The following is a 12253-nucleotide window of genomic DNA, read 5'->3' as shown; positions in this document are numbered from 1 at the left end:
GAGGTATTTAAAATGAATAGATTAAAATTATTATGGAAGTTTATGAAAGGAAATAGATTAATATATATTGGAGCAGTACTAAGCATTGGGCTTGCAACCTTTGCTTCAATAATAAATCCATTGGTACTAAAAGTATCAATTGATTCAGTAATTGGGGATAAAGCTTTAAAAGCTCCTAGTATTGTTATGAATAGCATAAATAAAATTGGAGGCATAGATTTTTTAGAAAATAATTTATGGATAAGTGCAATAGTCTTAGTTATACTTACTATGATTCAAGGTATATTTCTTTATTTTAAAGGAAAATGGTCTGCTCAAGCGGCAGAATCTATCGCAAAAAATATTAGAGAAAGTGTATATGATCATCTACAGCATCAACCTTATGATTATCATGTAAAGTCAGAGACTGGAGATCTTATTCAAAGGTGTACATCTGATGTAGATACAATAAGAAGATTCTTAGCTATACAATTCGTAGAAATAGGTAGAGCTATATTTATGATATCTTTTGTAGCTATTATTATGTTTTCATTGAATGTAAAAATGGCCCTTATATCAATGGCAGTAGTACCGATTATATTTGCTTTTTCAGTAATATTCTTTCTTAAAGTAAAAAAAGCTTTTAAACTATCAGATGAGTCAGAGGCAGAGATGTCTACTGTATTACAAGAAAATTTAAGTGGAGTAAGAGTAGTTAGAGCTTTTTCAAAAGAAAAATTTGAGATCGATAAATTTGAAGAAAAAAATGAAAATTATAGATATTTAACCTATAAATTAATTCGATTACTAGCTGGTTATTGGGCATTATCAGATTTATTATGCTTAATACAGATAGGTTCTGTACTGATTTTAGGTGTATATTGGGCAACTACAGGAGCTATTACATTAGGTACTTTAGTAGTATTTACTAGTTATGAAGGTATGCTATTGTGGCCAGTTAGGCAGTTAGGACGTATTTTAACTGATTTAGGGAAGTCACTGGTATCTTTAGAGAGAATTGGAGAAATACTGGATGAACCTAGAGAAGAGATAGAATCTAATGAATTGACTCCAGAGATAAAAGGTAATATTAAATTTGAAAATGTATCTTTTAGTTATGAAAATGATAATAAAACCCTAGACAATATTTCTTTTGAAGTAAATAAAGGAGAAACTATAGCTATAATGGGTCAAACAGGGTCGGGTAAATCATCTCTAGTCCATCTTTTGGCTAGGCTGTATGAATATAACTCTGGATCAATAAAAATTGATGGAATTGAGCTTAAGAATATACAAAAAAAATGGATTAGAAAACATGTGGGAATAGTTTTGCAAGAACCATTTTTATTCTCAAGAAGTATAAAAGACAATATAAGCCTTGCAAAGTTGGAAGCTAAAGAAGCAGAGATTATTGAATCTGCTAGAGTAGCAGCTATTCACAATGTGATTGAAGATTTCGAAAGAGGATATGATACTAAAGTTGGAGAAAAGGGAGTAACATTATCTGGGGGACAAAAACAGAGAATAGCAATAGCTAGAACATTAATAAATAATAGTCCTATATTAATATTTGATGATTCTTTAAGTGCTGTAGATACAGAGACAGATTTAGCTATTAGAAAAGCATTAGAGAAAAGAAAAAGTGGAGTAACGACTTTTATAATTTCTCATAGAGTATCCACTATTGCTGGAGCTGATAAAATTATAGTTTTGGAAAATGGGAAAATAGTTCAATCTGGTAACCATGAAGAATTAATTAAAAGAAAAGGACTTTATAAAAGAGTGTGGACTATACAAAACAGTCTAGAAACAGAGATGGATAAAATAGTATAGACTGAGGGGAGTGATCAGAATGACAGGATTTAAAGAGCAAGAGTATAATAATGATTTTGATTTAGGAGTATGGAAACAAATATTTAAATACATGAAGAAATATAAGAAATATTTGATAATGTTAGGATTTATAATGGTAAGTGTTGCAGGGATTGATATAATTTTTCCTTTGATGACTCGGAGGGCAATAGATAATTATGTTGTCCCAGGAAATATTGATGGATTAGGCAGATTTGCCATTATATATGGAGTATTAATAATAATTCAAGTAATAAATGTATGGGCATTTATTGCTTTAGCTGGAAAAGTTGAAATGGGTATTCAATATGATATTAGGAAGTTAGGATTTAAAAAATTACAAGAGTTATCTTTTACATACTATGATAAAACTCCTACAGGATGGATAATGGCAAGGATGACATCGGATGTTAGAAGATTAGGAGAAACAATAAGTTGGGGATTAGTAGATTCAGCTTGGGGATTAACATTTATGTCTGGTATTGCTGTTGTACTTTTGATACTTAATTTTAAGTTGGCCCTTATTACTCTAACTGTTGTACCGATATTGGCTATGCTTAGCATATACTTTCAAAAGAAAATATTAAAAGCATATAGAGATGTAAGAAAGATAAACTCACAAATCACAGGAAGCTTCAGTGAAGGAATAAGTGGAGCTAAGACCACAAAAACTTTAGTTAGAGAAGAAGAAAACTTAAATGAATTTAAAGATCTAACTGGAAATATGAGACTAGTATCAATAAGAGCAGCAATTTTTTCAGCTTTATTTCTTCCTATAGTTTTAACCTTAGGAAGTATAGGTACAGGATTGGCTTTATGGTTTGGTGGAAAGGGTGTCTTAACAGATACTATATCCTATGGTACTTTAGTAGCGTTTTTATCTTATACAGCATTATTTTTTGAACCTGTTAGAGAATTGGCTAGAGTATTTGCTGAGCTTCAAGCTGCTCAAGCTTCTGCTGAAAGAGTTTTATCCTTAGTAGAAATGGAGCCAACTATAAAAGATAGAGAAGATGTTATTGAAAAATATGGGGATATACTCCATGCAAAGGATGAAAATTGGGAGGATATAAAAGGAGATATAGAGTATAGAAATGTTACATTTAAATATGAAAGCGGTGAAAAGGTATTAGATAATTTTAATTTAAATATAAGAGCAGGAGAAACCATTGCTTTGGTAGGAGAAACTGGATCGGGTAAAAGTACAATAGTTAATCTAGCTTGTAGGTTTTATGAGCCAAGCGAAGGAGAAGTATTAATTGATGGTATTGATTATAGAGAAAGATCATTACCATGGCTTCATTCTAATATAGGATATGTTTTACAAAGCCCCCATCTATTTAGTGGAACGATAATAGAAAATATAAGATATGGTAGTAAAAATGCAACTGAGATGGATGTAATTAGAGCTGCTAAATTAGTTAATGCTCATGAATTTATAACTAAATTAGAAAAGGGATATGATACACAAGTAGGCGAAGGAGGAGGGAAATTATCTACAGGACAGAAACAATTAATTTCTTTTGCTAGAGCTATAGTATCTAATCCTAAGATATTTGTTTTAGATGAAGCCACTTCATCTATTGACACAGAAACTGAAAAGAAAATTCAAGATGCTATACAAAAGGTATTAAAGGGTAGAACTAGCTTTATAATTGCTCACAGATTGTCTACGATAGTAAACTCTGATAGAATACTTGTGGTTAAAAAAGGAAAGATAGTAGAAGAAGGAACCCATAAACAATTAATTCAGAATAGAGGTTATTACTATAATCTTTATACTAATCAGTTCAAAGAAGAAAAAGTTAGTTTATATTAAAAAAGAACCTGGCCATAGGCCAGGTTCTTTTCAAGTGATTGGAGTATGTATTTTTAGGTATAAATAAAATAAATTCTCTTCTTTATCTCATTCTCCAACTAGGTTCATAATAATTTTTAAGAGAGTCACCATTACCTTTAGCCCAACCGCAAGGATAATTATCAATACAGATTAAATTCCATCCTTTATTATTCTCTAGCATAATTGTTTCACCTTTAAGATATTTATATGAATTAATATCTTTTGAAGAAATATTAACTACATTTTTTGCATCTTTCATCTCTAGTGTCATTGCATATTGTTGACTAGGAATAAATCTATTTTTCTTTAACTCACCTAAGTAAATTCCATTTGAAATTATTCTAACACCAGATATATTCCTATCTATATCAGTAGGTATATAGACTTTATTTTTAATTTTTATAATATTTTTCTCTTCTACATTAAGAGTGTCTATGAAAAATTGATTTATAATTGATAATTCATCAGAAGAGAAATTATTTTTGTTTGGAAATATTGGTTGGGGAATATCCTCTATAACTGAATTCTTTTTTTGAAGTAAAGCAATAAAATGACCATCTCCATGGATTTTGTGAGGCCAAGCTCTTCTAGTTTTACTTATGTATTCTGAAGCTCCAATTAAGTGGGGCATACCTGCACTTAAGGAGTGTAAACCTTCTATATCTAGTACTTTAAACTCAGGAAATTCTTTAAGGAACCAATCAATAGTTCCTTCATTTTCAATTAATGAAAATGTACAGGTAGAGTATACTAATCTACCGCCAGGTTTGAGCATTGAAGCTGTATTTGATAGTATGTCTCTTTGTAATATAGATAACTGGTTATTATTTTTTTCATCCCAATCAGATAGTGCCTTTTTATCTCTTTTAAACATTCCTTCACCAGAACATGGAGCATCGATTAATATTTTGTCAAAATAATTATTAAAATTATTCTTAATATTTTCTGGGCTATCATTCAATATAATAGAATTTTTTATACCGAAAAGGTTAATATTTTTTTCTAAAGCCCTCACTCGCTTGGGACTGATATCATTTGAAACTATAACACCCTTATTTTGAAGTTTTGCAGCGATTTGAGTTGTTTTTCCTCCCGGAGCTGCGGCTATATCAAGAACCTTATCTCCTGGTTGTGGATCTAATACTTCTACTGGAATCATTGCGGAAGGTTCTTGGATATAGTATAGACCACAATGATAATAGGGGTGCTTAGCAGGTCTTTCTTCATCATAATTTTTCATATAAAAGCCTTCATTGCACCAAGGAATACTCTCTAAATTAAAAAGATTTTTATCAATAAAACTATATTTATCAATTTTTAGTGTGTTAATTCTTAGTCCTTTTACATTCTCTATTTCAAAAGATTTTAAAAAATCATCATACTCATCCTGTAAAATATCTTTCATTATATTTAAGAAATTTTCTGGTAAATTCACTTTATCACCTAACCTTGTATTTATTATTTCTTTAATTATATCAATCTATTATAAATATTTCTTATTAATTATATAATTGATGTTTAAATTTTACCATGAAAATATAATAGAAGAAAAAAGTGAAGGTTATACCTAAAATTATATATAGGATTTTTATGATCCCTAGAGAATTTGGAGATTGATATTGGGAGATACCTAAAAATATTGTATGGATGGGAAGCCTGATACTAAACATCAAGAAAGTGTAAAAATTGCGCTGGATTAATAAAGTAGACTTATATGTCAGCTCCAGTACCTCCCTCATCAAAGGAAATGATAAATGTGAGTTGAGTTGTAGGCTTAATATATATAGTTAAAATTGCTTGAGTAGCTATTCGTCTAGTACCAGGAGAAAACTCGATATCAAAAGGAATTCCTTTTTTTATTAGAAGAGATACGGTAGCATTTAACTGAGCAATCTTAATTACATCATTATTTGCTATTTTTTGAAAAGTACTGGTAGCTAATATTTTTATGACATCTTCTTCTAAATTACCCATATTTAATCCCTCCCTATAATAATATATGATTAATATTTGTAAATAGTTATCCCATACTATTTTTACATTTAGAAAAATTTAGTATAATTGTATAAGAGGGGAGGGGTTAATTTGTTTTCTAAAAATATAGATATAGATTATAATATTATTTCCCAAAATAATATTCCACTGCTTGTAAATAATCCTGAATGGAAAAAGTTATTTGGAAACATAGAAAATAAACATATCAATTCTGAAAAGAATAAACTATTGAGTTCATTAAAAAAAGAGAAAGAATATAATATTAAATTAAAACAATTACAAAAAGACAAAAGAAAAGCTATGGTTAATATAGTTAACTTATCTCATAGAGTAAATAATGATGATGATAAATCTTTAAAGAGTTTAGAACATGCTAGAAATGAGATAATAAACATTAATGAAAAAATAGAAGATACTAGATTCGAATTAGAAACTATCCCTAGAGAAATTCGTAGAGCAAATTATGAGTTATTAAAAGTAACAGTTACAGTAGCATACGAAGGTTTAAAGGAAATGGAAAGCAAATTAAACCCTATTAATGATGAGATACAAGAATTTAGAATCAAATTAAAAGAATTAATAGAAGATAAAAATGACTATGAAGAAAAAATAAACGATACATATACCTTCCTTCATGGCATGATAGGAAAAAAAGAAATAGAAAAATTAGATAAAGATTTTTTATGATTAATGGGAATGTTTTAAACATTCCTTTTTCTTTATCTAGGATTTATAGTAAAATGTTAATAGTAATACATAACACATAGAAAAGAGGGCTAATACTATGACATTTGATTTAGCATTATTATTGGTAATGATAGTTAGTGGATTAGAAGTATTTACTGGAATAATTAGTAAACCTTTAGATAAAATTATTAATAATGATAAAAAGAATTCTAAAGAAAGTAAATTAGATACAACCATTAAGCTAATATTTGTAATACTATTTCTAATTTCCACGATATACTTTTTATATAAAGGAGTATATGTTTTAGGAAATTGGTTAGGTATTCCAATGGATAAAAATATTTTAGATGTAATTAGAAATTTAGTTAAATAATATATAATAATTAGGTGAGTAATAATGATTAGAGGAACAGGAATAGATATATTAAATATAGATAGGATAAATAAATTTGATAAAAACAAATTATTACATCGAATATTTTCAAAAGATGAAATAAATTACATAAATGATAAAAATAATAGTATTACTACTATAGCAGGTATGTTTTCTGCAAAAGAAGCTGTATCTAAAATGCTAGGTACAGGGATAAGGGATTTTAAATGGAAAGATATTATTATTTTGCATGATGATTTAAATAAACCCTATGTTCAGTTACAGAGAATGGCAAAATCTATAGCAGAAACTAAAGGTATAAAAAACATAAGTTTAACAATATCTCATGAAAAGAGTTATTCTGTTGCAATAGCAATAGGTGAAGATACTAATAATATGAGTACTTACATCCCAGAAGAAATCAAAGGACTATTACCTAAAAGAGAAAATAACAGTCATAAAGGTACATATGGAAGGGTAGGTATAATAGCAGGGAGTATCGGCATGACAGGAGCTTCATATTTAGCATCTATGGCAGCATTAAGAGCAGGAAGTGGTTTAGTGTATCTTTATACACCTAAATCTTTAAATACTATTTTAGAAACAAAAACGGTTGAAGCGATAACAATACCTTTAGAAGATGATAATAAAGGATTCTTTATTAAAAAAAGTTATCAGGACATTAATGACTTAAGTAATCTTGATGTACTTGTAATAGGACCAGGAATCGGACAAAAACAAGAAACTAAGGAGTTTATTATTAATGTTATAAATAAATATAAAGGAAATTTAGTAGTAGATGCAGATGCTATCAATCTTTTAGTAGATGATACTGATATATTGAAGGGTCAAAAGGGTATAACAATAATAACCCCTCATCCAGGAGAGTTATCTAGACTAATAAAGGTAGATGTTAATGAAATTCAAAAAAAAAGAATTGAGTATGCTATTGAAACTTCTAAAAGATTAGATGTAATAACAGTATTAAAGGGGCATAATACGATTGTAACTGATGGGGAAAAAACATATATAAATCAAACTGGTAATCCTGGAATGGCTACTGCAGGAAGTGGAGATGTTCTTACTGGAATTATAGCAGCATATATAGCTCAAGGAGTTGAGGTATTTAATTCTTGTAAAGCTTCAGTATACACCCATGGTTTAGCTGGTGATTATGCTAAGGGAAAAATGGGAGAATATAGTATGATTGCTACTGATATCATTAATAACTTATCAGAAGCAATAAAATATATAAGGAGGAATGATGATGAAGGCTAAAGATATAATGACTACAGAAGTTATTACAGTTTTAGAGGATGAAACTATTGAGAATGTAACGGAATTACTTATTAAAAATAAAATTAGTGGAGTGCCAGTTATTAATGAGGATAACGAAGTAGTTGGAATCGTCACAGAAACAGACTTAATTTTTAAAGATAAAGATGTACATATCCCATCCTATGTACCATTACTAGGAGGATTTATTTTATTAGAAAGTGTCAAAAAATTTGAAAAACAATTAAAAAAAGTAGCAGCATATAAGGTTAAAGATGTGATGTCTACTCCTGTTATAAAGGTATACGAAGAGGATGAGGTAAGAAAAGTAGTGAATATGATGTTAGATAGAAGGATTAATAGAGTGCCAGTAATAGATAAAGAAGGAAAATTAAAAGGTATCATTGCTAGATCAGATATATTAAAACACTTATAGGAAAGAAGGGAGTAGTAAAATTGAATAGATTATTTGTTGGTTTAATGGTTTTAGGCGTGATAATATTATCCTCCTGTAATTACGAAGAACCAACAAATGAAGAATTTTTTAATGAACTACAGAAAACTATGAATGATATTGATAGCTATAGTTGCGAGGCAGAAATCACAGTAATAGGAAATAAGAGTCCTGCAGAATATTCAGCAACTCATTCATTTTTGAAGCCTAATAAATATAAAATTCAATATCATGATGGTAAACAAACTATCAGTTATGATGGGAAAAGAACCTATTTGATATATCCTGAGGTAGACAAATCAGTTATGATAAAGGATAGCAAAGAAATAGAAGAAGACAAGAATTTATTTCTGGGATACTTTCTTGAGATACTTTTAACATCTGAAAAGTTTGAACTAGATAATGAAAAAGAAGAAGAAAAAGATTATTTAGTCATCTCTGTGGATTTACCTGGTAGTAATATATATAGAACTAAGGGGAAAATGTGGTTTGATAAAAAAGACTTTAAACCTTATAAAATGGTAATATTAAATAACCAAGGTGAAGAAAAAGTGAATGTATATTATAAAGAATTCAAATATAATATAGAATTATCTGAAAAAACACTATTTAACTAGTCATAATATGGGGGGAAAAAAGATGTTTGATTTAGAAAAAACAAGGCCTGTTTGGGCAGAGATAAACCTAGAGAATTTAGCTAACAACATAAGAGAAGTGCGAAGAGTTACAAGAGAAGAATCAATAGTGACTGCAGTAGTAAAGGCAAATGGATATGGACATGATGCTGTAGAAGTATCAAAGGTATTTTTGTCAAATGGGGCTGATAGGTTAGCAGTTGCTACTTTATCAGAAGCAATAGAGCTAAGAGAAGGAGGAATTACAGAAGAGCCTATTCTAATATTAGGCTATACACCAAATTCTCAAGCAGAAGATTTACTTAATTATAATATTACTTCTACAATATATTCTCTAAATCAAGGGAAAGAAATATCCAAATTAGCATCAATTAAGAATCAAATAGCTAAAGTACATATTAAAATAGATACTGGTATGGGAAGATTAGGGCTTAGAAGTGATGATAATCCAATAGATACTATAATGAAAATTTCAGAATTGACCAATATAGAAATAGAGGGTATATTTACTCATTTTGCAAGAGCTGATGAAAAAAATAAAGAATTTACTAAAATACAATTTAATAAATTTAAACAAATAACAGATGGGTTGGAAAAACGAGGACTTAATATTCCAATAAAACATGTCTCTAATAGTGCAGCTATTATTGATTTACCTGAGTATAATCTTGATATGGTTAGAGCTGGGATTATGTTATATGGTCTATATCCCTCTAAAGAAGTGAATAAGAGTAATGTGAATTTAAAGCCTGCTATGAGTTTGAAAGCTAAATTATCTTATTTAAAAAAAGTACCTGAGAAGGTAGGGTTAAGTTATGGTCATATATATACTACAGATAAGGCTTCCAAAATAGGTACTTTACCAATAGGATATGCTGATGGCTTTACTAGATTGTTAAGTGGAAAAGTAGAAGGAAGTATTAATAATAAAAGAGCAAAAATAGTAGGAAGAATTTGCATGGATCAATGTATGATTGATCTAAGTCATATAGATGATGTAGATGTAGGAGACACTATAACATTATTTAGTAATGGAGATAATAATACTGTACATATTGATGAAGTTGCAGAAAATTTGGGTACTATTAATTATGAGATCGTATGTATGGTGGCTAAAAGAGTGCCTAGAGTATTTGTAAGAGAGACTAACATTATTAAGATAAAAGATTATAATTTACATAAATAACCAGATTTTCATTATTTAAATTAATTGATTGAAAATATACAATTCCTAATATATAATCTAGTATATACTTCTATGTATACGAATATAATATATATAAGTGTATATTTGGAATAATAACATCTTAATAATTACTGTTCGGAGGTGCTCTGATGGCCGAAACAAAAAGAATAATGATCAGTATGCCTGACACATTATTGAAAGAAATTGATGGAATCGTATCTATTGAAAAGAAAAACAGAAGTGAATTTATTAGAGAAGCTATGAAGCTTTATATTAGAGAACGAAAGAGAGTACAAATCAGAGAGCGAATGAAGATAGGCTATAGAGAAATGGGCAATATAAACCTGACTATAGCTGAGATTGGTATAGAAGAAGATCATCATGAACTCTGTGATTATGAAGCACAGTTGACAGGATGTGAGTGATGTTGATTATTAAAAGAGGAGATATATTTTATGCTGATTTGAGTCCTGTTATTGGTTCTGAACAAGGAGGAGTTAGACCTGTATTAGTAATACAAAATGATGTAGGCAATAAATATAGTCCTACTATAATTATTGCTGCTATTACATCTCAAATTAATAAAGCAAAATTACCTACTCATATAGAAATAAATGCATCAGAATATGGGTTAACTAAAGACTCTGTAGTTTTATTAGAACAAATAAGGACAATAGATAAAAAACGATTAAGAGAAAAAGTAGGACATTTTGATGAAGAGATGATGGGAAAAGTGAATGACTGTTTGAAAATAAGTACGGGCCTTGTAGAATTTTAAAAATTTTATTATGGTATGTAAGTAAAGTTAGAAATGTAATAATTTCTAGCTTTTTTATTGTATAGAAAAGTTAAAGGGTAATTCAGTATAAGAAATTCGACAAATTTCCTAGGAAATATTCTTATTTTCTAATTATGACAGAAAATTAGTTTGTTCTTAAGTAATAATGGTATAAAATAATAGATGTCTTTACATCTAAATTTATAAAATGATATATTGACTATATTAAATTCTAATTATTCAATGAAAGGAGATTTTTTATGAATAACAAACAATGGTATAAATATTTAATAGATTATATAGCAATAACAATAGGTACTGTTATTATGGCGATATCGTTGAATATGTTTTTAGAACCAAATATGATTGCTCCTGGGGGAGTTACAGGACTTGCAATAGTAATTCAAAAACTAACAAATGGTTTTTTGAAAATTGATGTTACTAATCTATTGATTAATGTTCCTTTGTTTATAGTTGGTGTACTCACTTTAGGAAAGGCCTTTGGAGCGAAAACACTATATGCCACATTTGGGTTATCCTTCTTTATAAGAATTTTGCCCCATAATGTTGCAACAACTAACTTGCTTTTAGCTTCCATATTTGGTGGAGTTCTTATAGGTATTGGAATAGGTATGGTATTTAAATTTGGAGGCACTACAGGTGGAACTGACTTAGGGGGTGCTATATTACATAAATATATACCTAGTTTTAGTATAGCAAAACTAATGATGTTTATAGATTTAATGGTAGTTATCTTTGCTGGATTAGTAGATAGAAAACTTGATACCGCATTGTATTCAATAATAGCTTTATATATTTTAGTAAAAGTAATTGATCAGATAATGGAAGGTCTTAGTTACACTAAAGCTTTCTTAATAATATCTGAAAAGCCACAGGAGATAGGAGAAGCTATATTAAATGAGATTGATAGAGGGGCAACAATATTAAAAGGTAAAGGGATGTATACAGGCCTAGATAGAGATACCCTATTATGTGTAGTAAACAGAGCGGAGATAATAAAACTTAAAGAGTTAATTCATAGATTAGATAATAGAGCTTTTGTTATGGTAACAGATATTCATGAGGTATTAGGAGAAGGCTTTAAAGAAATAAAGAGTAATTAATTATTCTTGGAGAAATCAATATATAAGAATAATCCCCCTGAATATGGAATATCATGTATAGAAAAGGACTAGGTTA

13 protein-coding genes are annotated in these 12253 nt (G+C 29.0%); 11 read left to right on the top strand and 2 right to left on the bottom strand.

Annotated features, from left to right (window positions below; genetic code table 11):
- Window positions 1-12 precede the first annotated feature (12 nt).
- Entirely contained in the window at window positions 13-1812 is a 1800-nt protein-coding gene (locus GOQ27_RS03135) for an ABC transporter ATP-binding protein (RefSeq protein ID WP_203365367.1), read from the top strand.
- A gap of 19 nt (window positions 1813-1831) precedes the next feature.
- Window positions 1832-3649, top strand: coding sequence for an ABC transporter ATP-binding protein (locus GOQ27_RS03130; RefSeq protein ID WP_203365366.1), 1818 nt, complete (start codon window positions 1832-1834; stop codon window positions 3647-3649).
- 82 nt (window positions 3650-3731) lie between these two features.
- Here the strand turns inward: GOQ27_RS03130 and GOQ27_RS03125 are convergent, their stop codons facing one another.
- Both GOQ27_RS03125 and GOQ27_RS03120 read right to left on the bottom strand, forming a co-directional pair.
- Entirely contained in the window at window positions 3732-5105 is a 1374-nt protein-coding gene (locus GOQ27_RS03125) for an RsmB/NOP family class I SAM-dependent RNA methyltransferase (protein ID WP_203365365.1), read from the bottom strand.
- 275 nt (window positions 5106-5380) lie between these two features.
- Window positions 5381-5644, bottom strand: coding sequence for a hypothetical protein (locus tag GOQ27_RS03120; protein ID WP_203365364.1), 264 nt, complete (start codon window positions 5642-5644; stop codon window positions 5381-5383).
- Between the two features lie 111 nt (window positions 5645-5755).
- Between GOQ27_RS03120 and GOQ27_RS03115 the strand changes: the two genes are divergently transcribed.
- From GOQ27_RS03115 to GOQ27_RS03075, 9 genes are all read left to right on the top strand, one after another.
- Window positions 5756-6352 (top strand): hypothetical protein, encoded by a 597-nt coding sequence (locus tag GOQ27_RS03115; protein ID WP_203365363.1) that lies wholly within the window; start codon window positions 5756-5758, stop codon window positions 6350-6352.
- 97 nt (window positions 6353-6449) lie between these two features.
- A complete protein-coding gene (locus GOQ27_RS03110) occupies window positions 6450-6725 on the top strand; it encodes a hypothetical protein (protein WP_203365362.1) in 276 nt (91 codons plus the stop codon).
- A gap of 24 nt (window positions 6726-6749) precedes the next feature.
- Window positions 6750-8003: an NAD(P)H-hydrate dehydratase gene (locus tag GOQ27_RS03105; RefSeq protein ID WP_203365361.1), complete on the top strand. Its 1254-nt coding sequence runs from the start codon at window positions 6750-6752 to the stop codon at window positions 8001-8003.
- A complete protein-coding gene (locus GOQ27_RS03100) occupies window positions 7993-8436 on the top strand; it encodes a CBS domain-containing protein (RefSeq protein ID WP_252187725.1) in 444 nt (147 codons plus the stop codon). Before GOQ27_RS03105 ends, GOQ27_RS03100 begins: the two co-directional genes overlap by 11 nt.
- Window positions 8437-8456: 20 nt before the next feature.
- Entirely contained in the window at window positions 8457-9071 is a 615-nt protein-coding gene (locus GOQ27_RS03095; protein ID WP_203365359.1) for a LolA family protein, read from the top strand.
- Window positions 9072-9093: 22 nt separating this feature from the next.
- Window positions 9094-10275 (top strand): alanine racemase, encoded by a 1182-nt coding sequence (gene alr, locus GOQ27_RS03090; protein WP_203365358.1) that lies wholly within the window; start codon window positions 9094-9096, stop codon window positions 10273-10275.
- Window positions 10276-10424: 149 nt separating this feature from the next.
- Entirely contained in the window at window positions 10425-10700 is a 276-nt protein-coding gene (locus tag GOQ27_RS03085) for a CopG family ribbon-helix-helix protein (protein ID WP_203365357.1), read from the top strand.
- A gap of 2 nt (window positions 10701-10702) precedes the next feature.
- A complete protein-coding gene (locus GOQ27_RS03080; protein WP_203365461.1) occupies window positions 10703-11053 on the top strand; it encodes a type II toxin-antitoxin system PemK/MazF family toxin in 351 nt (116 codons plus the stop codon).
- A gap of 260 nt (window positions 11054-11313) precedes the next feature.
- Window positions 11314-12177, top strand: coding sequence for a YitT family protein (locus GOQ27_RS03075; protein ID WP_203365356.1), 864 nt, complete (start codon window positions 11314-11316; stop codon window positions 12175-12177).
- The last annotated feature ends 76 nt before the right edge of the window (window positions 12178-12253 follow it).

The sequence above is a fragment of the Anaeromonas frigoriresistens genome (assembly GCF_016820655.1).
GTDB classification, from domain to species: Bacteria; Bacillota; Clostridia; order Tissierellales; family SIT17; genus Anaeromonas; species Anaeromonas frigoriresistens.
Note: the sequence above shows the minus strand (reverse complement) of the source record. Positions and strands in the feature narration are given on the sequence as shown.

Excerpts from the sequence above, each read along its gene's own strand:
- GOQ27_RS03135 (WP_203365367.1), top strand. The coding sequence starts at position 13 with ATGAATAGATTAAAATTATTATGGAAGTTTATGAAAGGAAATAGATTA.
- GOQ27_RS03130 (WP_203365366.1), top strand. The coding sequence starts at position 1,832 with ATGACAGGATTTAAAGAGCAAGAGTATAATAATGATTTTGATTTAGGA.
- GOQ27_RS03120 (WP_203365364.1), bottom strand. The coding sequence starts at position 5,644 with ATGGGTAATTTAGAAGAAGATGTCATAAAAATATTAGCTACCAGTACT.
- GOQ27_RS03110 (WP_203365362.1), top strand. The coding sequence starts at position 6,450 with ATGACATTTGATTTAGCATTATTATTGGTAATGATAGTTAGTGGATTA.
- GOQ27_RS03105 (WP_203365361.1), top strand. The coding sequence starts at position 6,750 with ATGATTAGAGGAACAGGAATAGATATATTAAATATAGATAGGATAAAT.
- GOQ27_RS03100 (WP_252187725.1), top strand. The coding sequence starts at position 7,993 with ATGAAGGCTAAAGATATAATGACTACAGAAGTTATTACAGTTTTAGAG.
- alr (WP_203365358.1), top strand. The coding sequence starts at position 9,094 with ATGTTTGATTTAGAAAAAACAAGGCCTGTTTGGGCAGAGATAAACCTA.
- GOQ27_RS03085 (WP_203365357.1), top strand. The coding sequence starts at position 10,425 with ATGGCCGAAACAAAAAGAATAATGATCAGTATGCCTGACACATTATTG.
- GOQ27_RS03075 (WP_203365356.1), top strand. The coding sequence starts at position 11,314 with ATGAATAACAAACAATGGTATAAATATTTAATAGATTATATAGCAATA.